Here is a 22,993-nt window from a genome sequence, read left to right as displayed (position 1 = left end):
TATCTTCCATGGTTAACCTCATCTGTTTTTTTATAACTGCTGAGTTTACCCTGTTTTCTTGCCTTTTCTATTCTCCTTTAATCCAGAATTCGCGTTTTAAAGAAAGTGGAAAATTGGACATTCTCAACTCGACTCCTGCAGATTAAAAATTAAGTTGAATCAAAAATTGGGTTTGACGCAGTTTTTTCCCATAGTTTAAGAAATTAAAAATTTAACGACTAGAATTATAATTACAGACCACAGTAAAAAATAGACTTTTCCATTTGATTTATTTTTAACTTGGATGTTTTCTAATTTTTTATCAGCTATTAGGTTTAATTTTTCTATAAGGCTAAATATCCCTTGGATTGTTTTTATGGGATAAGAACTTCTAATTTTTTCCCTATACCCTATTTTACTTTCATGTTGACTGCTTATCCACGCTTCAACTACTTTCCACATATTGATTTCTGGGTAGATCTTTCTACATGTCCCTTCTAGTAAAATCATAGTTTTCTGCAGCAATAACAATTGTGTTTGAACTTTCATATCAAAATCACCCGTTATTTTTAATAGCTGAGCAAGTAAACTAGCAAATGAAATTTTCTGTATAGGCTGCCCAATAATGGGTTCACCTATTGCCCTGCAAGCTGTGACAAAATTTCTATGCTGTGATGAAACATAACCAGCTTTAAAGTGCATTTTTGCAACGTGATCATAATCCCGATTTAAAAAGCCTTTGAGTATCTCTATAACGTAATAGCATGTCTCACGATCTATTCTACCCATGATTCCACAATCCAGGGCAATAATATTGTTATTACTATCAACCATTAGATTTCCAGGATGCATATCAGCATGAAAAAAACAATCCCTGTATACCTGATTACAAAACGATTCTATAAGGTTGATAGCTATTTGCTTACGATTATTCAGTTTTTCAACTTCGTATATTGGCGTTGCTTCTATCCATTCTAATGTTAAAACCTTTTTCGAAGTTCTATTCCAATCTACTTCAGGTACGTAAAAACCTCTGTCATTTTTTGTGTTTTCCTTTAGTTCCGAAGAGTGAGCAGCTTCAAAACGTAGATCTAACTCTAATCGGCAAATTTCAGCAAAAGTTTTGACTAATTCAATCGGCTTCAGCCTTTTTGATTGTTCGCTAAATTTTTCTGCAATTTCCGCAAGCCAAGAAAGCATCTTTATATCCCTTGAGAATGTTTTCTCAATATTTGGCCTTAAAACCTTCACAGCAACTTCTTTACCCTCAGTTGTAACCGCTCTATGCACCTGAGAAATCGATGCTGCTGCAATTGGCTTTTCAGAAAAGCTTGAAAAAATGTCGCTCAATTTACAATTAAACTCACTTTCTATAGTTTTAACTGCTATTTTATGTGAAAACAATGGCAATCTATCACATATCAATAACAAGTTATTTGTTATATCCTCATTTAAAACATCAGTACGTGATGAGATAGACTGCCCAAACTTAATGAACACCGGACCTAATTTTTCAAGAGCACGCTTTAGTTTATGGCCTTGTATCTTATTTATTGATTTCTTTGATGGTGGAAGTAAATAAGGTAATATATTGTAACGCGTCAGCACTGTAGTTATGTGCAGAAGACGCAAAATATTTTGAATCATTTCGCTGCGTAACTGCTAAAGATTTCATTTAGGGTTTTATTCTTCATAATCTCACCAGGCTTACCTTGGCAGTAGACAGTATTATTTATACAAATTATGTAATCTGAGCATGGTAGAGCAGAGTTAAGATCATGAGAAGTCATAAGAATCGACACTAATCGGTTTTTTGCTATTTTGCTTATAATATCATAGAACTTAGCCCGTGCGTTAATATCCATTGCACTAACTGGTTCATCTAGAATGATCAAGTCAGGCTCTGCGATTAAACAACGTGCAAGCAGTAGTAGTTGTGTTTGCCCTGCAGAAATTTCTAACACTTGATTCTTCAAAATGTTACCGATACCAACCAACTCTATCGCTTCTGTAATAATGGATTGATTTTTCTTTGGTCTTTTCAAGGAACTATTTAAAAGGAAATATTCAACTGTTATTGGCATCAAATTACTAACACTAAAATTTTGCGGCATATAGCCAATTTTTATGTTGTCAGCAAATACGATACTACCAGTACAGCTTTTATTTATGCCAGCAATTGCTTTCACTAAAGAGGTTTTACCTCCACCATTTGGACCAAGTATTGTAATTACGTCTCCTCTTTCCATGAACATATTGATATTGTCAAGGATTCTTTTACCATCATATGTGAGAGCAAGATTTTCTATTTTTAGAACATGATTATTGACATTATTTAACTTATTGACAAAATTTAACTTCTTCTCAACGTTTATATGAGACATTTACTGACTTTTTTTCTATTACTTTCATTTACACTATACTATAATATTGCTTTTTCATCCAATTTAAAAGTTGTAGCTACAATCAAACCTATCCACTCACTTGTGGCTTCTGTTACAGAAGGGATTTTAGAACCGGAATTGCTTGGCTATGCAACATCTGCGCATAATTATATATTAAAGCCATCTGATGCGAGTAATTTGGAATCAAGTGATGTCATATTTTACACTGACGATAACTTAGAGACGTTTGTTCAAACTTTCGCTAAAAATAATAAAGAACTAGTGCAATTGTCAAAGGCAATCAACCTACTTCCTGCTCGGCCACATTCATTTTCTAGAAAAATCACTAATATTCAAGATGAAAAAGACCTACACATTTGGCTGAGTCCCGAAAATGCAAAGAGCATGATACTTTTTATAAGTGCAACATTGTCTAACATAGATAAAGAAAATTCCCATCGATACAACTCTAATGCAACAAAAGCTATAAAAAAAATAGACCAAGAAGTAAAAGAAATCATGAAAGAACTGAATGATTTTAAAAATCAAAAATACATCGTCACTCATGATGCTTATCAATATTTTGAAAAATATTTTGGTTTAAATCACCCAAGCGCCATTCTTTCTATAGAAGAGGATTCTTACATAGGTATGAAGAGTTTAATGAAGCTAAAAAAGATAATGAAGGAAGAAAACGTTAAATGTATATTTGCTCATTCACAGGAAGATAGCATAAAGCCTAATGCCCTTTCTAATAACGCAAAAATGGTAGTTCTTGATCCTATTGGATCAGACATAGAGCCTGGAAAAGATGCATATCTAGCTATAATCAATAGCATTGGACAAAATTTTAAGTCTTGTTTTGTTGAGTAATAAGCTCCCTTTTAGCTTACCGTTTTATTGTTCTGCAATTTAAATTACCATTTGTCCTTTACATATTATGCAGGTTTAGAATTATGCTTTATTCTTACGTTTATGTCTTGGCCCAATGCAATCAATAAGTTAAGCAAGTATTCTAAGGAGAACCCTTCGACTCTTGATCTATTGATTTGAGATACTTTAGGCTGATCAATCTTTAGAGCGTTTGCTGCTTTTTTCTGTGTTGTGTACTGCTTACTTATTAATTGTGCAATGATCTTTATTAATTTCAGTTTTGTATCTTTTACATCCCCCAACTCTACTATTATAGGATAACTTAATTGTAAATTTTGCATAATAATAAAATTCCTTATAAAAAAATTACTTTAGTTTTTCTTCTTTAAATAACACATGCCTTCTGACTACTGGGTCATACTTCCTAAACTCCAGTTTTCTGGTGAGCTTTTTTGGATTACGCTTTTTTACATAAAAATAGCCAGTTGACTTTTCTTCACCAGTTTTTGTTGTCTTGATTGCAGTGCTGACTAACTTAACAAGCAAAGAAGCATTTTTTTTCGTCATACTTATAATGATATAATAAATTCTATGCGAGTTTATTACGCAAAACACTAAAAGTCAACCGAATAATGCAGATCGTAAAATTCTTGACAATCAACAGTGCATTAAGTAGCATAAAGTTAACTTCAGAATAAAAAGCAAACGGTAAATAAGTGGCAAATAGTGGCAAAAGGTTATTGTTGATAGAAAATTCCACCTGTTCTAATGAGGTAAGAGTTGCCTTATCAGTTAATAATAAGGTTGTAGAATTTGAACAAGAATTCAAGGAAAAAAAACAATTAAGAGGTAATATATATGTTGCTTATATAAAGCGTATAGAGCCTTCTTTGCAGGCCGTATTTATTGAATATGGAAAAAATAAGCAAGGTTTTTTGTCTTTTTCTGAGATATCTCTAGATTACTTCAATATTCCAGAAAAAGAAAAGGAAACTATCTTTGAGAGCTACTCAAATGACGATTGTACAGAAGAAGCCCCAGCAAATATTTCTTCAGATTCTGCAGCTAGTAAGAATGTCAACGAGTCAGGTAGTGGTTTTGTAAGAGAGGTACCTTTATATAAAAAATATAAATTACAAGATGTTATTTCAGTAAATCAAAAAATATTGGTTCAGCTAACTAAAGAGGAACGAGGCAATAAAGGAGCTTCATTTACAACATACATAACTTTAGTGGGTAGATACTGTGTTTTCATGCCAAATTCCATGAGCAAAGGTGGAGTGTCCCGCAGAATTGAAGATGCTAATGTCAGAAAGCAGTTAAAGGATATACTAAATTTAATAAACTTGCCAAAAAGATCAGGTTTAATAGTAAGAACTGTTGGTTCAGGAAAAAGTAAGAAAGAAATTGAGCAGGATTACGATTACTTATCCTCATTATGGCAGAACATTCAGAAAAATGCCTTCTCTGTAAACGCTCCATCATTAATTTACAACGAAGCAGATGTAATTATGAGATCTGTTCGTGATTTTTGTAGCGATGGTATAGAAGTTATAGTGTCTGGAAAGGAAGCTTTTGAAGCAGTTAGGCAATATGCTAACAATGCACTAAAAGGTAGTAAATTGCGCTATAGATTGTATAGAGGTTATGTTCCGATCTTTACTTACTATGGAATTGAAGATCAAATTTCTGAGTTATATAGCAATAGAGTAGAATTGCCATCTGGTGGGTCTTTGATAATAACTTTAACTGAGGCGTTTGTTTCAATAGACGTAAATTCAGGAAAGATGACAGGAGAAGATAGCATAGAAGAAACAGCTTATAGAACCAACATGGAAGCAGTACCTGAAATATCAAGACAGGTGAATCTTAGGGGCCTATCAGGATTAATAGTAGTCGATTTTATTGATATGTTGAAATATCAGTATTGCAGAGCTGTTGAGTCTGCTATAAGGCAAGCGTTTAAAGATGATAAAGCTAAGGTTCAATTTAGCTACATAAATGACTTTGGTTTAATGGTATTTTCAAGACAAAGAATCAAACCAAACATACAAGAAATTAATACTACAGAGTGTTTACACTGCAAAGGTACTGGAAGAGTAAAATCAAACGAAGTAATTGTTGCATCGATACTAAGGGACTTACAACATATTGCTAATAAGAATCGAAATAAGTCTTTTGATTTAGTAGCGCACAGTGCAGTTATAGCGCATATTTTTAATAATAAACGGAATACAGTTTCTACAATCGAAAAAGAGTTTAATATTACATTGAACGTCAGTATTGATAACAGTTTAGATGTAAATACATTTGTTTTAAAACAAGGAGATGATGTTAATTTAAACGATTATAAGCCATTACAGAACTCTGGATACCAAATTGGGGATAGCAGCAATGAAGAAGCTGATAATTCAAATAAACTACGAGGCAATTTTTGGCTGACTAAGTGGCTTTCGCGCCTTTTAAGTTCTAATAACTAATTAGAACTCCTAAATTGGGCTTGTAATTAATAAGTCCTATACTTATATATTCTTATATCAGATAATATTTACAATGGGGTACTCATTATGGGAAGAGCAATAGGTATAGATCTCGGAACAACAAATTCCTGTGTTGCAATAATGCAGGGCAAAGACACAAAGGTAATAGAGAATAAAGAAGGAGCAAGAACTACTCCATCTATAGTTGCATTTACTTCATCAGGAGAAAAATTGATTGGTGCTCCAGCAAAAAGGCAAGCAACCACCAATGCAAGTAATACCTTTTTTGCTACTAAGAGATTAATAGGCCGTCAATACGGTGATTCTGAAATGAAAAATCTAAACGTGCCGTATAAAGTGTTTGCAGCAAAAAATGGTGATGCATGGGTTAAAACCACTGATAATAAAGAATACTCTCCTAGCCAAATTGGTGCATTTATACTACAAAACATGAAAGAAGCAGCAGAAGCTTATCTTGGAGAGGAAGTAAAAGATGCTGTGATAACAGTGCCAGCATACTTCAACGATTCTCAACGTCAAGCAACAAAAGATGCAGGGAAAATCGCCGGATTAAATGTACTCAGAATAGTAAATGAACCGACTGCCGCAGCGCTTGCTTATGGTCTTGATAAGAAACATGGGCACACAATAGTGGTGTATGACCTTGGTGGTGGTACATTTGATGTCTCAATACTTGAAATAGGTGAAGGGGTTTTTGAAGTAAAGGCTACAAATGGTGACACTCATCTTGGAGGTGAAGACTTTGATAACGCAATAGTGAGTTATTTACTAGATGAATTCAAGAAAAGTAATGGCATTGATTTGAAAAATGATCCAATGGCTATGCAAAGAATCAAAGAAGCTGCTGAAAAAGCGAAAATTGAATTATCAAGTGCAATGGAAACGGAAATAAATCTACCGTTTATTACAGCTGATGCAAGTGGTCCAAAACACTTAAATATGAAATTAACGAGAGCAAAACTTGAAAGCTTAGTGAATGATTTAATCGAAAGAACTATGGCTCCTTGTAAAAAAGCTCTTGAGGATGCTGGTTTGTCTGCTAGTCAAATTGGCGAAGTGGTTCTCGTTGGTGGCATGACTCGTATGCCAAAAGTCATAGAGAAAGTTAAAGAATTCTTTGGCAAAGATCCACATAGAGGAGTGAATCCTGATGAAGTTGTAGCAATTGGAGCTGCAATACAGGCGGGAATCATTCAAGGTGATGTAAGAGATGTGTTACTACTTGATGTGACTCCACTTTCTCTTGGTATTGAAACTCTAGGAGGAGTGTTTACTCCACTTATTGAGCGTAATACTACCATTCCTACAAAAAAATCTCAGGTATTTTCAACTGCGGAAGACAATCAAACAGCTGTTACAATTAAAGTGCATCAAGGTGAAAGAAAACTGGCAGTTGATAACAAGCTACTTGGTCAGTTTAGTTTGGAAGGGATACCTCCTGCTCCTCGTGGAGTTCCACAGATTGAAGTAACATTCGACATAGATGCAAATGGAATAGCACACGTTTCTGCAAAAGATAAAGCTACTGGAAAAGAGCAAAAAATACGCATTCAATCTTCAGGTGGTCTATCTGATGATGAAATAAATCGCATGGTAAAAGAAGCTGAAGAAAAAGCACAAGAAGATGAAAAGCGTAAGAAATTTATTGAAGTGAAGAATCAGGCGGATAGTTTAGTTCATTCTACAGAAAAGTCTCTGACAGAGTATGGTGATAAAGTGTCATCTGAAGATAAATCTGCTATTGGAAATGCATTGAATGAGCTAAAAGAAGCGAGTAAATCTGATAACATTGATGACGCTGATTCAATCCAGCAGAAAGTTACCAACCTTTCTCAAATCTCTATGAAGCTTGGGGAAGCTATGTATAATGCCTCACAACAAAATAGTGCTGGAAATGGCTTTTCATCAGAAGGGAATCCAAATGATAAAGAAGAAAAAGTAGTAGATTCTGATTATCAAGACATAGATAATAAAGAAGAGAATAAGTAATTGTGATCACTTTTCCTGTCATCCCAGTGTCACGCACTGGGATGACAAGAGGAGCGTATTGTTGCTTAAAGGAGCCATTATGGATATTATTAAAACGATAGAAGAAAAGATACGCGATTCGATAGATGTAATTGATATCAACATTATCGATGAATCAGCAAAGCATGCTGATCATTATTTTGCTTCATCTTCAACACTACCTTCACATATCAAGCTAATATTAATATCTGACAGCTTGATCGGAATGAACACTCTCAAAAGGCATAAATTGATCTATGAATTATTAAAGAGTAAGATAGAGCTAATACATGCAATTTCTCTTCACTTGTATACGCAAAACGAGTACAATTTAAAAAATAAAGAATAAAAATGTGAAGGAAGAGTCTTTATTAGTTAAAGCAGGAAGAAAATTTAATGACTATAAAGGTTCTATGAACCCGCCAGTTTATCATTCTTCTACCATATTATTTCCTACTTACAAAGACTACTTAAATGCTGCAAATGGAGAAAGTATATACGATGTAATCAACGATGGTGTTGCAAGGGATTATAGCTACAGTAATGTTGGTACTCCTACTGTTCATTATCTTTCAAATGCACTTGCTGAAATTGAAGGGAGTGGACAAGCGCTTATTTATCCTTCCGGACTATTTGCACTTACTTTTGCTATTTTGACTTTCACTAAAGCGGGTTCGCATGTCTTGATACAAGATAATAGTTATTACCGACTTAAGAGATTTGCCGAAAATGAGCTACCAAAAAGAGGAACAGAAGTAACTTTTTATGATCCAACACAGGATATAACTGATTTAATTCAGAGTAATACTTCATTAATAATGATCGAGACTCCTGGTTCTGTAACGTTTGAGATTTCTAATATAGAGCATATAGTAAAAGTTGCTAAAGAACGTGGAATCGTAACCGTTTGCGACAATTCATGGGCCACTCCTTTGTTATTTAAGCCGCTTGATTATGGAATTGATGTTGCACTATATGCGGTAACAAAGTATCTAGCCGGTCACTCAGATTTATTGATGGGGACTATGATTGCTGAAGGTGAAATTTTTAAATTGCTTTATGAGAGCTATAAAAATTATGGAGTAACCATTCAATCGCACGACTGTTATCTTGCACATAGGGGACTAAGAACACTGCACACACGTATGAAAAAGTACCAAAATACAGCAATGGAAGTGGCAAAGTGGCTAGAAGCACAGCAAAAAGTTAGAAAGGTTTTATATCCAGCACTTCCCTCCCATCCTCAACACGAATTATGGAAAAGTTACTTTAAAGGAGCAAGCGGCGTATTCAGTATAGTATTGGGTAGAGAATATTCATGTGAAGAACTAAGCTGCATGGTTGATCACATGAAAATTTTTGGTATCGGTGCTTCTTGGGGAGGGTGCGACAGTTTGATATTACCAATAGATCGTAGATCTATGTCAAGATCTGTAATGAATTCAGATTATGGTGGAAGTTTTATACGGATATTTTGTGGACTGGAAGATCCTGAAGATTTAATCTTTGACCTTAATGACGCACTAAAAAGGTTACCATGTTTAGACTTTCAAAACGATGAAGTAGGACATGAAACTGAGAGAATTACTGCATAACATTATTGATGTTAACTTTGATATTGAAATCAAAGGCGTCACATGTAATCCCAAGAAAATCAAGGAAGGTTATCTTTTTGTTTGTGTGTCAGAAAGGGATAGGATTTACATAGATCAGATATTATCTTGTGGAGCTAAAGCGATAATTGCAAGTGATTGCATAACAGAAGCTGCAAGCCTTGGTATCATTCCAGCGCGTAATGCTGGAATCTGTATCTTCCACCCAAACCCTCAAGAAATATACAGCGAAATAGTCAGCAGGTTTTATCAATTCAAACAGCCCAAATATGTTGCTGCTGTAACTGGTACAAATGGTAAAACTTCAGTAGTAGAATTTTGCCGCCAGATCTGGCAAAACTCTGGCTACAATGCTGCGTCTATTGGAACACTTGGAACATGTATCAATAATGACAGAGAAGATAATAACGATAGTCTTACCACTCCAGGTGCAGATGATCTTTATTCCACATTGCGTGGTATAAATGTAGAACACTTAGTGTTGGAATCATCAAGTCATGGAATTGATCAATACAGAATCCATGGATTAAAGTTGAGTGCTGCAGCTTTTACTAATTTCTCGCAAGATCATTTAGATTACCATAAAAATCTTGGTGAATATTTAGAAACTAAAAAAAGGTTATTTTACGAGGTATTACCAGAAGGAAAAACAGCGATTTTAAATGCGGATATAGATGAATACGGCGCATTGCTTAAAATAGCTAAAAAACGCAGCAACAAAATTATCACCTATGGAAAAACAGGCTCTGATATTACTTTATTAGAGCAAACACCAACCCCTAATGGTCAATATCTTACAGTAAAAATTGATAACCAAATTTACAATACATTTTTCCCAGTTTTAGGAAAATTTCAAGCATATAATCTGCTATGTGCAATTGGTATATCTGGATTAAATTACAGAGAAATATGCGTAGAAAAACTCGTTTCTCCACCAGGAAGAATGGAAAAAGTGAAACCTTTTGCATTCGTGGATTACGCTCATACTCCAAGTGCGCTTAAACAAGCCCTATTGTCTTTAAAATGGCACGTTAACAAAAAAATAGTCCTAGTTTTTGGATGCGGTGGAAATCGTGATCAAACAAAACGTGCAGAAATGGGTAAAATAGCACAAATGTATGCAGACAAAGTGATAATCACAGATGATAATCCGCGTGATGAGAATCCGGCAGAAATTCGTCGTGGTATTTTACTACATTGCCCTGATGCGCTAGAGATAGAAGATAGAAGAGAAGCTATAGAGAAAGGTATAGATATTGCCCATAACGAAGGTATGATTCTGCTGGTTGCAGGAAAAGGACATGAGAAATTCCAAATTGTAGGAAGCCAAACTTTTGAGTTCAGTGATGTTGAGGTTATTAAAAATCATGCCTTAACATACTGATTTTCACAATCATTCACTGTTCTTGCAAGTGATAGCACTCTCACTTCTCTTGCACCGGAGTTTAAAATTTCTTGAGAGCAAGATCTTACAGTTGCTCCGGTTGTTACCACATCGTCAACTAATATCACGATTTTATTTTTGATAATTTCTTTATTGCTTGTTTTAAAAACGCGAATTCTGGATTAAGGAAGGAAGAAAGTATAGGAAATAGAAGGCTTTTTGGATTTGATGGAATAGGAAATGAGAGTAGAAAAGATATGAACCAAAAAATTAACAGGGGATCTATGGCGAGTGTGTTCAATTTCTAGTCTATTTTTTAGGTAACCAAAAACAGTCTCAATGATAGACCTTTTTCTCAGTAAAATCTTCTCATTTAGCGAAATCAATGCATTTTTCATACCTTTTTTCACCTTGGTAACAAGTTTCAAACCTCGGTCAAACAGCTTCTGAAAAAGCTCTTTTGCAATATAACCTTTGTCACCAAACAAAAGGCCGGTTAATTTTTCCGTCAGATTTGGCACAGGTATCCTATCATCAACATTGCCTTTTGTTAGCGTAAGTGAATGAATTTCACCATTTTCATTGATTACCATATGTAATTTGAAACCAAAAAACCAGCCGTAAGTACTCTTGCTTAATTTTGCAATTCCAGCAAAAACTTTGTTTTTGGATATTCTTTTTGCATGACAAACTGCAATGGGAGTTGTGTCTATATATGAAATTCCAGTGTTTTCTGACTGTCCACAAAGCCAATGCAACAACATTGCTAAATGCCACAAAACCCTAGGCTTTAGAGCAACAAACCTGGTATATGAAGGCAACTTTGGAAACTCTGATTTGTAGAGCAACGTTAGGTAATGTAGATAGAAAGTTTTGAAATTTTTACACGGAGATTGTTGATATAGCAGGATTATTGTCATGATTTCGGAGTGCTCAATTTCCGTTGTTCTTGTGGGTTTTTTACCATTTGGCAGTAGTTTACCTGCAAAATTTTTCTCTATATCTCTGCAAAAATCATCGACCAAACAAAACAGTTTGTTATATCTTCCATGGTTAACCTCATCTGTTTTTTTATAACTGCTGAGTTTACCCTGTTTTCTTGCCTTTTCTATTCTCCTTTAATCCAGAATTCGCGTTATAAGTAATATACGACCAGCAATAGCTATACAATAGACTTCTTGCATAACCCAAACTAAGTAGAAAAAAGGTATAGCTAACACGTAGCGGGATGACGGTTGTCAGGGTGTGTCATCCCAGCACCCCCTATGATGTCATCCCAGTGCTTGACACTGGGATGGCTTTGTTGCTATGCAACAAAGCCTACCGCGATTCATTCGCGGTATAGATTCCGCTAACTAGTAGCGGAATGACGGTTTTTCAAATTGTAGGTAAACCTAAGCCACTTTAGCTATAGAACTCAATTACGTAAGCAAACCTTACTTATTTTACTATCCCTGTTTACTTCCTGTAAAAAACATGTTACTAATGAATTGAATTTTGTAGTAGAATGGAGGAAGTTTTGGCAGTTCCAAAAAGAAAAAAGTCAAAGTCAAGGCGTAATATGCATCGTTCTCATCATGCTATTGAGCCTAAGAATGTTGTGGTATGTTCAACAACTGGGGAATTCATGTTGCCTCACAATGTAGCAGTCGATGGCAGTTACAAAGGAAAACGAGTTTTCATTAAGCAACAGGCAGAATGCCTATTATGATATGTTATCTACGGTCAATAATAATATAGTTATTGCACTTGACGCTATGGGGGGCGATTTTGCGCCTCTTTCCGTAATTCAAGGTGCTGGTTTTTTTTTGGATAATCTTGTTGACCCAGGCATTAAAGTTTTTTTTCATATTTATGGAGATAAGGAAGAAGTATCTCCTTTGCTTTCAAAATACAAAAAAGTAAGTAACAATTCTGAGTTTACTCATTGTTCTGACAATGTTCTTGCAAATGATAAGCCATCTTTTGCGCTGAGACATCGTAAAGACTCAAGTATGAAAGCTGCAATTGTTGCAGTGAAAGAAGGTAAAGCTTTCGGAGTGGTATCTTCAGGCAACACCGGAGCGTTGATGGCAATTTCCAGATTTATTTTAGGAACATTACCAAATATTTATCGTCCTGCTATTGCCTCTATCTGTCCAACTAAGACAAAAAGCTTCGCTTTGCTTGACCTTGGTGCAAATGTTGATTGTAATGCCGACTCATTATTTCAATTTGCGTTAATGGGTAGTATATTTGCAAAAATAGCATTAAAAATTGACAATCCTGAAGTTGCTTTGCTAAATATCGGTACAGAAGAAGTTAAAGGTAATGACTCAGTGCGCGGCGCTTTTGAGTTGCTTAAAAAAGCTTCTGGCATTAATTTCAAAGGATATATAGAGGCAAGTGAATTTTTAGAGGGTAATATAGATGTGATTGTTGCTGATGGTTTTGTTGGCAATATAATGCTCAAAACGGCTGAGGCAACCGCTAGTACCTTTATCAATCTAATAAAGCAGGAAGTATTCAACTCGTGGATAGCGAAAATGCTTGTTGGTATATTGTTAAAATCCAAACTAAATAAAGCATTAACGCGTTTTAATCCCCAAATTAGAAGTGGAGCTATGTTTTTAGGGCTAAATGGTATCATCATTAAAAGTCATGGAAATTCTGATGCTATTTCTTTTGCCCATGCCATAAAATTTGCAGTAAATGCAATTAGTGAAAATTTAAATCAAAAGATAATTAACGGGGTAAGTCATATTGAATAAAAGTTTCATATTAAGCACTGGATCTTACCTACCAAGAAAAATGCTGAGTAACAACGAAATTGCATCGATAGTTGAGACAAGCGATGAATGGATAAGGCAGAGAACAGGAATAGCTCAAAGGCATATAGCAGATGAAGGAGAATTAACGTCAGATCTAGCTGTAAATGCAGCAAAAAGTGCTATAGAAAAAGCTAAAATTTCAGTGGATGAAATTGACTTGATTATAGTTGCAACAACAACACCTGATAAAACTTTGCCTAGCTGTGCAACGATTGTACAAAGTAAGTTAAAATGTAAAAATGCATTTTCTTTTGATGTACAAGCAGCATGCTCTGGTTTTATATATGCAGTTACAGTTGCTGATTCGCTCATAAAATCTAACAATAGAATAAAATATGCGCTCGTTATTGGTGCTGAAATAATGTCTAGGATTGTTGACTGGGAAGATAGGTCAACTTGTGTACTCTTTGGTGATGGTGCTGGTGCAGTGATAATAAAATCAGAAATGGGTAGCAGCGGCATCATATCAACAAACTTACACTCTGATGGCAATGTGGACATACTATGTACGAACGGAGGGGTATCCTCAACTGGTGATTCTGGAAAAATATGCATGAATGGAAGAGAAGTGTTTAAACATGCAGTGGATAAGTTAACAGCCTCAGTAGAGGAAACTCTGAAATGCAATAATTTGAAAATCACTGATATTGACTGGTTAATTCCCCATCAAGCAAACATTCGTATTATTGAAGCAGTAGTAAAGAAATTAGATTTTCCTATAGAGAAAGTGATTAATACCGTTGATAAGCATGCAAACACCTCAGCAGCGTCAGTTCCACTGGCCTTAGACTATGCAATACAAGAATCAAAAATAAAATCAGGAAATCTGGTACTGCTGATTTCAATAGGCGCAGGCCTGACCTGGGGTTCCGTGTTGCTGCACTATTAACGCGAATTCTGGATTAAGGAAGGAAGAAAGTATAGGAAATAGAAGGCTTTTTGGATTTGATGGAATAGGAAATGAGAGTAGAAAAGATATGAACCAAAAAATTAACAGGGGATCTATGGCGAGTGTGTTCAATTTCTAGTCTATTTTTTAGGTAACCAAAAACAGTCTCAATGATAGACCTTTTTCTCAGTAAAATCTTCTCATTTAGCGAAATCAATGCATTTTTCATACCTTTTTTCACCTTGGTAACAAGTTTCAAACCTCGGTCAAACAGCTTCTGAAAAAGCTCTTTTGCAATATAACCTTTGTCACCAAACAAAAGGCCGGTTAATTTTTCCGTCAGATTTGGCACAGGTATCCTATCATCAACATTGCCTTTTGTTAGCGTAAGTGCATGAATTTCACCATTTTCATTGATTACCATATGTAATTTGAAACCAAAAACCAGCCGTAAGTACTCTTGCTTAATTTTGCAATTCCAGCAAAAACTTTGTTTTTGGATATTCTTTTTGCATGACAAACTGCAATGGGAGTTGTGTCTATATATGAAATTCCAGTGTTTTCTGACTGTCCACAAAGCCAATGCAACAACATTGCTAAATGCCACAAAACCCTAGGCTTTAGAGCAACAAACCTGGTATATGAAGGCAACTTTGGAAACTCTGATTTGTAGAGCAACGTTAGGTAATGTAGATAGAAAGTTTTGAAATTTTTACACGGAGATTGTTGATATAGCAGGATTATTGTCATGATTTCGGAGTGCTCAATTTCCGTTGTTCTTGTGGGTTTTTTACCATTTGGCAGTAGTTTACCTGCAAAATTTTTCTCTATATCTCTGCAAAAATCATCGACCAAACAAAACAGTTTGTTATATCTTCCATGGTTAACCTCATCTATTAATCCAGAATTCGCGTTTGTAGAACATCACAGATTGCACCCATAGGGCACAGCCCTTACTATTACCCACAAATCTATAAATAATAAAGATGAAGGCTTTTATTTTATTAATTCGACTTTTTACTATAAAAAAAACTATAGTCTAAAAATGGAAATATATGGTAAAAAGAAATTTAAGCACCTCAACTGGTGAATGGGCAGAAAGTGAATTTGGAATTGTTAATTTTGGTGATAAAAGATTAAGTAAAAGGCTTTTAAAAATAGTTAATAGTTTTGCTGAATCGCCTGAACATTCAATAAATCAAGCTTGTGAAGATTGGCATCAAAGTAAAGCAGCTTATAGATTTTTCCAAAACGATGCTATTTCTGAAAGAAAGATATTAGACAGTCATATAATTAAAACTGTTGAAAGAGCTAAAGAATACTCAACTATCTTAGCTATCCAAGACACGAGTTATATTTCATATAAAAATCATAAAAAGACCGAAGGATTAGGGATTATAGCAGCAAGATTAAGATCTAAAACAACTGATTTTAAAACCCATGATGCATACAACGTTTGCAGTTACAACAGAAGATAGGATTATTGAATCAAAAAATTAGTACTAGACCTTCCTTAGCTGAAGACCTAAAGGAGTTGAAAAGAAGAAGCCATAATACTGCTCTTCCCATAGAAGAGAAAGAAAGCATACGGTATCACTTAAAGACTCTACTAAACATCCTGGATTAAAGGATGTTAAGGTAGTTACCGTTTGTGATAGAGAAGCAGATATTTATGATTTATTTGAAGTTGCTTCCACTAATCAATCTCTTTTTGTAGTAAGAGGAAATCAAAACAGAACAGTAAACAAGAAGTCGACTTATTCTGAAAAAGGTGGTAAAAGATTGTGGGATTTGATGAATCGCATGTCTTGTCAAGGAGAAATTCAAGTCTGCTCGCGATAATAAACCTCAAAGAACAGCAGTTTTAGAAGTAAAGTTTAGTAACTTTGTGATGAATGCATCAAAAAATAACGCTAGACGTAAAACCCAAAAACTTCCTAATTTAAATTTAAATACTGTCTATGTTATAGAAAAATATCCCCCATTTGGCGAAGAGCCTATGAACTGGATTTTATTGACAAATATAAATATTAATAATTTTGAAGAAGCAGTAGAAAAAATACAATGGTATTGCTTAAGATGGAGAATAGAGGTTTTTCATAAAATTTTGAAATCCGGTCTTAAAGTTGAAGAATGTAGGCTCCAAACAGCAGATAGATTAATCCGCTTTCTTACAATTATGAGTATAATTGCATGGAGAATATTCTTTATCACATTGGTAGCTAGCAAACCTTTCTTGTACTGTCATACTGACTGATGATGAATGGAAGGTTTTGTATACCAAAATGCTTAAGACAAAAAACTATCCTGTGACCCCACCACCTATAAGAGAAATCGTGAGGTGGGTGGCCAAATTAGGAGGGTTTTTAGCCCGCAAAATGACTTAGCTATAGCTCTGTGGAAGGGATGGAAACGTCTCTTTGATTTAGCAGAAGGATGAAGACTTGCTCATGAATTCTATACTTGTGGGTAATAGTAACGCGAATTCTGGATTAAAGGAGAATAGAAAAGGCAAGAAAACAGGGTAAACTCAGCAGTTATAAAAAAACAGATGAGGTTAACCATGGAAGATATAACAAACTGTTTTGTTTGGTCGATGATTTTTGCAGAGATATAGAGAAAAATTTTGCAGGTAAACTACTGCCAAATGGTAAAAAACCCACAAGAACAACGGAAATTGAGCACTCCGAAATCATGACAATAATCCTGCTATATCAACAATCTCCGTGTAAAAATTTCAAAACTTTCTATCTACATTACCTAACGTTGCTCTACAAATCAGAGTTTCCAAAGTTGCCTTCATATACCAGGTTTGTTGCTCTAAAGCCTAGGGTTTTGTGGCATTTAGCAATGTTGTTGCATTGGCTTTGTGGACAGTCAGAAAACACTGGAATTTCATATATAGACACAACTCCCATTGCAGTTTGTCATGCAAAAAGAATATCCAAAAACAAAGTTTTTGCTGGAATTGCAAAATTAAGCAAGAGTACTTACGGCTGGTTTTTTGGTTTCAAATTACATATGGTAATCAATGAAAATGGTGAAATTCATTCACTTACGCTAACAAAAGGCAATGTTGATGATAGGATACCTGTGCCAAATCTGACGGAAAAATTAACCGGCCTTTTGTTTGGTGACAAAGGTTATATTGCAAAAGAGCTTTTTCAGAAGCTGTTTGACCGAGGTTTGAAACTTGTTACCAAGGTGAAAAAAGGTATGAAAAATGCATTGATTTCGCTAAATGAGAAGATTTTACTGAGAAAAAGGTCTATCATTGAGACTGTTTTTGGTTACCTAAAAAATAGACTAGAAATTGAACACACTCGCCATAGATCCCCTGTTAATTTTTTGGTTCATATCTTTTCTACTCTCATTTCCTATTCCATCAAATCCAAAAAGCCTTCTATTTCCTATACTTTCTTCCTTCCTTAATCCAGAATTCGCGTTTCTAGCTGTAACTATAAATGTATGGATTTTTTATCGTACTATGTTACAATCAATGTCTTGCTAAAAATTAAATATTAATGAACGAACTAAGAAAGTTAAGTATTACACAAATGCATGACGGGCTCAAAAAAAAGAGTTTTTCTGCCGTTGAACTCGTAGAGGCGCACATTAGTGCGGTTGAAAATGAGAAATTAAATGCATTTATAACAAAAACCCCAGAGATAGCAATGAAAGCTGCTAAAGCTGCAGATGAATATTTCTCTAGGCAAAAGGATGATTTAATCTCGCCGCTCATGGGTATACCAGTTGGCATCAAAGATCTATTCTGTACAAAAGGAATAAAAACAACAGCATGCTCAAAAATGCTGGAAAATTTCGTTCCGACTTACGAATCTACGGTGTCTGACTTGCTTTTAAAAAGTGGAGCAGCCATGCTCGGTAAGCTTAATATGGATGAATTTGCTATGGGTTCTGCGAACACAAACAGCTATTTTGGCCCTGTTGAAAATGTGTGGATTAGAAAAAGTGATGGGGAAAAAGTTGTTCCTGGTGGATCATCTGGTGGATCTGCAGCATCGGTTGCTGGATTTTTATGCGCTGGAGCGTTAGGGAGCGACACCGGTGGATCTGTACGCCAACCAGCAGCTTATTGTGGAGTAGTTGGAATAAAGCCAACTTATGGAAGATGCTCGCGTTTTGGTATGATTGCATTTGCGAGTTCTCTGGATCAAGCAGGAGTCATTACTCGTTCTGTCTCTGATTCAGCATTAATGCTGGAAGCAATTTGTGGCTATGATACAAAAGATTCAATATCAAGCGAAAAGCCAGTGCCTAAATTTTCTAGCTTCATAAATGGTGATGTCAAGGGTAAGCGTATTGGTATACCAAAAGAATATAGGATGGATGGAATTTCAGAGGAAATAGTCCATAATTGGGAGAAAGTTGCTTCCTATTTAAAAGAAAATGGCGCTGAAGTTGTTGACGTTACTCTGCCACATACTAAATATGCAATACCAGTCTATTATTTAATCTGTTCTGCTGAAACTTCATCCAATCTCGCTCGTTATGATGGTGTGCGTTATGGATTAAGGGTTGATGCTGATACCCTTGAAGAAATGTATTCACTAACAAGAGCAGAAGGTTTTGGTAAAGAGGTGAAAAGAAGAATTTTAATTGGCGCTTATGCGCTTTCTTCAGGTCATTATAATGAATATTACGAAAAAGCGCAGTGCATTAGGGCATTAATCAGAAATGATTTTATAAAAGCGTTTGAAAAAATAGATTACATACTTGTGCCATCTGCTCCAACAGAAGCTTTTGGCTTAAATGAAAAGCCAGATCCGCTAATTATGTGCATCAATGATGTGTTTACTGTGCCGGCAAGTCTGGCAGGATTGCCTGCTATTTCTGTTCCTGTAGGACTCTCCAATGAGGGTTTACCACTTGCCTTGCAAGTAATTGGAAATTATTATGACGAAGCTGGAATATTAAATGTGGCAAGTGTGATAGAGCAAAATTGCGGCAGAACAATTAGCACTGATTTCCATCCAAAAGAGTGTCATTCCAGCGCGTGAAGCTGGCATAAAACGGAACTAGAATTAAATGCAAAAATTGCTTTACAAGCTTCGCCAGCGCCCTTATCATGAAACTGAAGCTATTTATTTATCTTCGCAATCTGTGCAGGTTAATGACAAAAAACTTAGGGTATTTGGCGTCTCATGTTTAATTTTTCGCACTACGTGCATCGCATGTCTTTAAAAATTCTGGGTTTTTACCTATACAAGCCGAAACGCGCTTACAAAGCGTTTAAGACAGCAAAAAACGTCAAATTGACAAGGGAGAATTTGAATGCTAGCTACTACGGGGTTTCTTTGCCTTTTTCCCTGCTTAGTAAATTTCTTAAACACTTGCGATGTAGGTTAGTTGCAAGTTAAAAGCAGCTAAATCGCTCTTAATCAAGCGTTTTAGAATAAAAAAACGCCGATATTTTAGTACATAGTAAATAGCCAACCACCAACGGGGCTTCTTTTGCCTTTTTTTTCGTTTGGTAAATTTCTTAAATATTTATGACTAAAGTAATTTAGGCTTACCGACAACCGTCATCCCGCTACGTGTTAGCTGGATCTATGCTATAGCTTAATCCACAAAGGTAGAGACATTTTTAAGGATAAAGTAAACGGCATTGAAAAAATCAGCAAACATGTGAGATATTTTTCGAATATTGTGCTTAATTTTAAACCAATAACGCGAATTCTGGATTAAAGGAGAATAGAAAAGGCAAGAAAACAGGGTAAACTCAGCAGTTATAAAAAAACAGATGAGGTTAACCATGGAAGATATAACAAACTGTTTTGTTTGGTCGATGATTTTTGCAGAGATATAGAGAAAAATTTTGCAGGTAAACTACTGCCAAATGGTAAAAAACCCACAAGAACAACGGAAATTGAGCACTCCGAAATCATGACAATAATCCTGCTATATCAACAATCTCCGTGTAAAAATTTCAAAACTTTCTATCTACATTACCTAACGTTGCTCTACAAATCAGAGTTTCCAAAGTTGCCTTCATATACCAGGTTTGTTGCTCTAAAGCCTAGGGTTTTGTGGCATTTAGCAATGTTGTTGCATTGGCTTTGTGGACAGTCAGAAAACACTGGAATTTCATATATAGACACAACTCCCATTGCAGTTTGTCATGCAAAAAGAATATCCAAAAACAAAGTTTTTGCTGGAATTGCAAAATTAAGCAAGAGTACTTACGGCTGGTTTTTTGGTTTCAAATTACATATGGTAATCAATGAAAATGGTGAAATTCATTCACTTACGCTAACAAAAGGCAATGTTGATGATAGGATACCTGTGCCAAATCTGACGGAAAAATTAACCGGCCTTTTGTTTGGTGACAAAGGTTATATTGCAAAAGAGCTTTTTCAGAAGCTGTTTGACCGAGGTTTGAAACTTGTTACCAAGGTGAAAAAAGGTATGAAAAATGCATTGATTTCGCTAAATGAGAAGATTTTACTGAGAAAAAGGTCTATCATTGAGACTGTTTTTGGTTACCTAAAAAATAGACTAGAAATTGAACACACTCGCCATAGATCCCCTGTTAATTTTTTGGTTCATATCTTTTCTACTCTCATTTCCTATTCCATCAAATCCAAAAAGCCTTCTATTTCCTATACTTTCTTCCTTCCTTAATCCAGAATTCGCGTTATAAGATCAGCTACTTTCCATGCTGGTTTGCTTGCTCACAAGCAAACTTTTCTGGATTCCAGTGGGATTTGTTGCATCGCTACTTATGAAAGGCTAACTATAGTTAGGATTATAAGCAACCTATTGAAAATCTTGTTTTTTTGCAATCAATCTGATCAAATTTAAGAATAGTAATTTATTATTTATATTAATAAACTTAATTCTATTGAAAATAGCTAAAGCATTGAAATTCTTGAATTTTAGCCGGATTAGTGAGTGGTAGTGAAATTTCTTTTACTCAAATTTAGGTATTCACTGACCGTTCTTGTTATAAATACCAGAATAATAAGCTACTGATATTCTCCATCTTTTTTATCTTTAATCCATCATAGCTAGCGATGCAACAAAGCCATTCCAGTGTCAAGCACTGGAATGACATCGTTGTAACATTGTACCATATTACAATGTTCGTACAGTTGTGATAGATGCCCAACAAGTCTATTTTTAAAGCCCACATCCTAATAAACTATTCTGCCGAGCTTCCAATACCTTCACATTTACTATTTTATCTCTATACTTCCCTTCAGGATCATCAATGCATACTGATTGCATATATGGGCTTTTACCAATAATTTGGTTTTGGTGTTTGCCTTTTTTATCACTGAACAAAGCAGGTATAGTTTTGCCTACCATACTCTGGTTAAACTCAAGTTGTTGCTTACTAATTAATTTCTGTAAACGAAGAAGGCGTTCTGTTTTAACCTCTTCTGGCACTTGATCTTTTCTTTCTGCTCCTGGTGTGCCTGGTCTTGGGCTGTATTTAAAACTATAAGCCTGAGCATATCTAACTTTTTCTACTAATTTCATAGTTTCTTCAAAATCTTTTTCGGTTTCTCCAGGAAAACCAACGATAAAATCAGAAGAAAATTCGATTTCAGGTTTCAATTTGCGAAATCTGTCTATTATTTCCAAATACTCCTCTGCAGTGTGTTTCCTGTTCATCACGCGCAATATTTTATTCGAACCTGACTGCACAGGCAGGTGAACAAACGGCATGAGTTTTGGCTCTTCCACATGTGCCAAGTAGAGAGATTCATGCATATCTCTTGGATGAGAAGTTGTATAACGAATCCTCTCTAGCTTTTCAATTTTAGCAATATGACTAATTAATTTTCCTAAATCCCACACTTCCCCTTCGCATTCCCCATGGTAAGCATTGACGTTCTGACCAAGCAAATTGATCTCATTTGCCCCATTTGCAACTAATTTCAATACTTCGCGAAATATTTCATTTACTGGTCGTGAGTACTCAGCTCCACGAGTGTAGGGCACTACACAAAATGTACAAAACTTATCACAACCTTCTTGTATGGAAAGAAACGCAGAAGATCCTTGGCTATTGCCGTAACATTCATCTGGCAATTTATCAAACTTTGCAACTTCCGGAAAATCAGTATTTATTACATGACCTTTACTTCTTCTTGCTTTGACTATCAGTTCTGGTAAAGCGGCAATGCTTTGCGGACCAACAACAATATCCACAAATGGGGCTCTTCTGAACACTTCTTCTCCCTCTGCTTGCGCTACACATCCAGCCACCACTATAGTCATTTCTTTTCTTGATGAATGAATCCTTCCAAGCTCTGAGTAAAGCTTTTCTGCTGCCTTCTCTCTAATATGGCAAGTATTCAATATCACCAAATCAGCTTGTTCTGCATCACTAACAACGTTGAACCCTAGAGGCTTAACTATATTCTCCATTAAAACGGAGTCATAAACGTTCATCTGACAGCCGTAAGTTTTGATGTATAGGCCTTTCATATTTGGTATATCTTTTTCAAAACTCTACATACAATCACATTAAATGTCTAACAGAATAAACACGCACACCCCAGCGCGTGACGCTAGTAAACT

Annotated in this window: 20 protein-coding genes and 3 pseudogenes; 14 read left to right on the top strand and 9 right to left on the bottom strand. The window is 35.3% G+C overall.

Annotated elements, in window-relative coordinates; genetic code table 11:
* Positions 1 to 8: 8 nt before the first annotated feature.
* Positions 9 to 146, top strand: coding sequence for a hypothetical protein (locus AAGD95_RS01150; RefSeq protein ID WP_341818614.1), 138 nt, complete (start codon positions 9 to 11; stop codon positions 144 to 146).
* Positions 147 to 195: 49 nt separating this feature from the next.
* Here the strand turns inward: AAGD95_RS01150 and ubiB are convergent, their stop codons facing one another.
* Positions 196 to 1,626, bottom strand: coding sequence for a 2-polyprenylphenol 6-hydroxylase (ubiB, locus tag AAGD95_RS01145; RefSeq protein ID WP_341818613.1), 1,431 nt, complete (start codon positions 1,624 to 1,626; stop codon positions 196 to 198).
* Entirely contained in the window at positions 1,623 to 2,363 is a 741-nt protein-coding gene (locus tag AAGD95_RS01140) for a metal ABC transporter ATP-binding protein (protein WP_265026426.1), read from the bottom strand. Before AAGD95_RS01140 ends, ubiB begins: the two co-directional genes overlap by 4 nt.
* Here AAGD95_RS01140 and AAGD95_RS01135 point away from each other — a divergent pair.
* Positions 2,355 to 3,236 (top strand): zinc ABC transporter substrate-binding protein, encoded by an 882-nt coding sequence (locus AAGD95_RS01135; protein WP_341818612.1) that lies wholly within the window; start codon positions 2,355 to 2,357, stop codon positions 3,234 to 3,236. The two genes, AAGD95_RS01140 and AAGD95_RS01135, sit on opposite strands and share 9 nt — an antisense overlap.
* Positions 3,237 to 3,301: 65 nt before the next feature.
* Here AAGD95_RS01135 and AAGD95_RS01130 read toward each other — a convergent pair whose 3' ends face one another.
* Positions 3,302 to 3,538 (bottom strand): helix-turn-helix domain-containing protein, encoded by a 237-nt coding sequence (locus tag AAGD95_RS01130; protein ID WP_341818611.1) that lies wholly within the window; start codon positions 3,536 to 3,538, stop codon positions 3,302 to 3,304.
* A 64-nt stretch (positions 3,539 to 3,602) separates the two neighbouring features.
* Positions 3,603 to 3,803 carry a 50S ribosomal protein L33 gene (gene rpmG / locus AAGD95_RS01125; RefSeq protein WP_265026429.1) on the bottom strand — a complete coding sequence of 67 codons (201 nt, stop codon included), beginning with the start codon at positions 3,801 to 3,803 and terminating at the stop codon, positions 3,603 to 3,605.
* Positions 3,804 to 3,952: 149 nt separating this feature from the next.
* Between rpmG and AAGD95_RS01120 the strand changes: the two genes are divergently transcribed.
* The 5 genes from AAGD95_RS01120 (at position 3,953) to AAGD95_RS01100 (ending at position 10,741) form a co-directional block, all read left to right on the top strand.
* Complete coding sequence (locus AAGD95_RS01120; protein WP_265034605.1) at positions 3,953 to 5,716, top strand: ribonuclease E/G; 1,764 nt, start codon at positions 3,953 to 3,955, stop codon at positions 5,714 to 5,716.
* Positions 5,717 to 5,803: 87 nt separating this feature from the next.
* Complete coding sequence (dnaK, locus tag AAGD95_RS01115) at positions 5,804 to 7,726, top strand: molecular chaperone DnaK (protein ID WP_265026431.1); 1,923 nt, start codon at positions 5,804 to 5,806, stop codon at positions 7,724 to 7,726.
* A 79-nt stretch (positions 7,727 to 7,805) separates the two neighbouring features.
* On the top strand, positions 7,806 to 8,093 hold the full coding sequence (locus tag AAGD95_RS01110; RefSeq protein ID WP_341818610.1) for a BolA family protein: 288 nt from the start codon (positions 7,806 to 7,808) through the stop codon (positions 8,091 to 8,093).
* Between the two features lie 4 nt (positions 8,094 to 8,097).
* The gene (metC, locus tag AAGD95_RS01105; protein WP_341818609.1) at positions 8,098 to 9,339 is read left to right on the top strand and encodes a cystathionine beta-lyase; all 1,242 of its coding nucleotides are present in this window, start codon (positions 8,098 to 8,100) and stop codon (positions 9,337 to 9,339) included.
* Entirely contained in the window at positions 9,314 to 10,741 is a 1,428-nt protein-coding gene (locus tag AAGD95_RS01100; RefSeq protein WP_341818608.1) for a UDP-N-acetylmuramoyl-L-alanyl-D-glutamate--2,6-diaminopimelate ligase, read from the top strand. Before metC ends, AAGD95_RS01100 begins: the two co-directional genes overlap by 26 nt.
* Here AAGD95_RS01100 and AAGD95_RS01095 read toward each other — a convergent pair.
* Both AAGD95_RS01095 and AAGD95_RS01090 read right to left on the bottom strand, forming a co-directional pair.
* Positions 10,723 to 10,908 (bottom strand): annotated as a pseudogene (locus tag AAGD95_RS01095) (ComF family protein); the annotation flags it as partial. The gene AAGD95_RS01100 and the pseudogene AAGD95_RS01095 sit on opposite strands and share 19 nt — an antisense overlap.
* A 15-nt stretch (positions 10,909 to 10,923) precedes the next feature.
* Positions 10,924 to 11,775, bottom strand: a complete 852-nt coding sequence (locus AAGD95_RS01090) for an IS982 family transposase (RefSeq protein ID WP_410542088.1) — start codon at positions 11,773 to 11,775, stop codon at positions 10,924 to 10,926.
* Between the two features lie 485 nt (positions 11,776 to 12,260).
* On the opposite strand from AAGD95_RS01090, the gene rpmF reads away from it, so the two are divergent.
* From rpmF to AAGD95_RS01075, 3 genes are read left to right on the top strand one after another with little or no spacing between them, the layout of a single operon-like run.
* Positions 12,261 to 12,452, top strand: a complete 192-nt coding sequence (gene rpmF, locus AAGD95_RS01085; protein WP_341818872.1) for a 50S ribosomal protein L32 — start codon at positions 12,261 to 12,263, stop codon at positions 12,450 to 12,452.
* 1 nt (position 12,453) lies between these two features.
* The gene (gene plsX, locus AAGD95_RS01080; RefSeq protein WP_341818607.1) at positions 12,454 to 13,491 is read left to right on the top strand and encodes a phosphate acyltransferase PlsX; all 1,038 of its coding nucleotides are present in this window, start codon (positions 12,454 to 12,456) and stop codon (positions 13,489 to 13,491) included.
* Complete coding sequence (locus tag AAGD95_RS01075; RefSeq protein ID WP_341818606.1) at positions 13,484 to 14,440, top strand: beta-ketoacyl-ACP synthase III; 957 nt, start codon at positions 13,484 to 13,486, stop codon at positions 14,438 to 14,440. The genes plsX and AAGD95_RS01075 overlap by 8 nt, the downstream gene beginning before the upstream one ends.
* Positions 14,441 to 14,453: 13 nt before the next feature.
* On the opposite strand, the pseudogene AAGD95_RS01070 reads toward AAGD95_RS01075, so the two are convergent.
* Positions 14,454 to 15,337 (bottom strand): annotated as a pseudogene (locus AAGD95_RS01070) (IS982 family transposase).
* Positions 15,338 to 15,495: 158 nt separating this feature from the next.
* Between AAGD95_RS01070 and AAGD95_RS01065 the strand changes: the two are divergent.
* The 3 genes and pseudogenes from AAGD95_RS01065 to gatA all read left to right on the top strand — a co-directional run bounded on the left by AAGD95_RS01065 (position 15,496) and on the right by gatA (position 19,461).
* Positions 15,496 to 16,880: pseudogene (locus tag AAGD95_RS01065) on the top strand (IS4 family transposase).
* Positions 16,881 to 17,020: 140 nt separating this feature from the next.
* A complete protein-coding gene (locus AAGD95_RS01060) occupies positions 17,021 to 17,872 on the top strand; it encodes an IS982 family transposase (protein ID WP_410542088.1) in 852 nt (283 codons plus the stop codon).
* Positions 17,873 to 17,964: 92 nt separating this feature from the next.
* The gene (gatA, locus tag AAGD95_RS01055; protein WP_265034567.1) at positions 17,965 to 19,461 is read left to right on the top strand and encodes an Asp-tRNA(Asn)/Glu-tRNA(Gln) amidotransferase subunit GatA; all 1,497 of its coding nucleotides are present in this window, start codon (positions 17,965 to 17,967) and stop codon (positions 19,459 to 19,461) included.
* Between the two features lie 562 nt (positions 19,462 to 20,023).
* Here the strand turns inward: gatA and AAGD95_RS01050 are convergent.
* Complete coding sequence (locus tag AAGD95_RS01050) at positions 20,024 to 20,218, bottom strand: hypothetical protein (protein ID WP_341818605.1); 195 nt, start codon at positions 20,216 to 20,218, stop codon at positions 20,024 to 20,026.
* 15 nt (positions 20,219 to 20,233) lie between these two features.
* Between AAGD95_RS01050 and AAGD95_RS01045 the strand changes: the two genes are divergently transcribed.
* Entirely contained in the window at positions 20,234 to 21,085 is an 852-nt protein-coding gene (locus AAGD95_RS01045; RefSeq protein WP_410542088.1) for an IS982 family transposase, read from the top strand.
* A 498-nt stretch (positions 21,086 to 21,583) separates the two neighbouring features.
* On the opposite strand, the gene miaB is transcribed toward AAGD95_RS01045, so the two are convergent.
* Positions 21,584 to 22,900 (bottom strand): tRNA (N6-isopentenyl adenosine(37)-C2)-methylthiotransferase MiaB, encoded by a 1,317-nt coding sequence (miaB, locus tag AAGD95_RS01040; protein ID WP_341818604.1) that lies wholly within the window; start codon positions 22,898 to 22,900, stop codon positions 21,584 to 21,586.
* Positions 22,901 to 22,993: the final 93 nt, after the last annotated feature.

The organism is Wolbachia endosymbiont (group B) of Ennomos erosarius (assembly GCF_964026905.1).
In the GTDB taxonomy this organism is placed as follows: Bacteria; Pseudomonadota; Alphaproteobacteria; order Rickettsiales; family Anaplasmataceae; genus Wolbachia.
This window is presented reverse-complemented; position numbering and strand designations above follow the sequence as displayed.

Bases quoted from the DNA above. Each gene is read 5' to 3' on its own strand.
- AAGD95_RS01110 (WP_341818610.1), top strand. From the start codon at position 7,806: ATGGATATTATTAAAACGATAGAAGAAAAGATACGCGATTCGATAGAT.
- plsX (WP_341818607.1), top strand. From the start codon at position 12,454: ATGTTATCTACGGTCAATAATAATATAGTTATTGCACTTGACGCTATG.
- AAGD95_RS01135 (WP_341818612.1), top strand. From the start codon at position 2,355: ATGAGACATTTACTGACTTTTTTTCTATTACTTTCATTTACACTATAC.
- dnaK (WP_265026431.1), top strand. From the start codon at position 5,804: ATGGGAAGAGCAATAGGTATAGATCTCGGAACAACAAATTCCTGTGTT.
- rpmG (WP_265026429.1), bottom strand. From the start codon at position 3,803: ATGACGAAAAAAAATGCTTCTTTGCTTGTTAAGTTAGTCAGCACTGCA.
- ubiB (WP_341818613.1), bottom strand. From the start codon at position 1,626: ATGATTCAAAATATTTTGCGTCTTCTGCACATAACTACAGTGCTGACG.
- AAGD95_RS01100 (WP_341818608.1), top strand. From the start codon at position 9,314: ATGAAACTGAGAGAATTACTGCATAACATTATTGATGTTAACTTTGAT.
- gatA (WP_265034567.1), top strand. From the start codon at position 17,965: ATGAACGAACTAAGAAAGTTAAGTATTACACAAATGCATGACGGGCTC.
- AAGD95_RS01150 (WP_341818614.1), top strand. From the start codon at position 9: ATGGTTAACCTCATCTGTTTTTTTATAACTGCTGAGTTTACCCTGTTT.
- AAGD95_RS01050 (WP_341818605.1), bottom strand. From the start codon at position 20,218: ATGGTTAACCTCATCTGTTTTTTTATAACTGCTGAGTTTACCCTGTTT.
- miaB (WP_341818604.1), bottom strand. From the start codon at position 22,900: ATGAAAGGCCTATACATCAAAACTTACGGCTGTCAGATGAACGTTTAT.
- AAGD95_RS01140 (WP_265026426.1), bottom strand. From the start codon at position 2,363: ATGTCTCATATAAACGTTGAGAAGAAGTTAAATTTTGTCAATAAGTTA.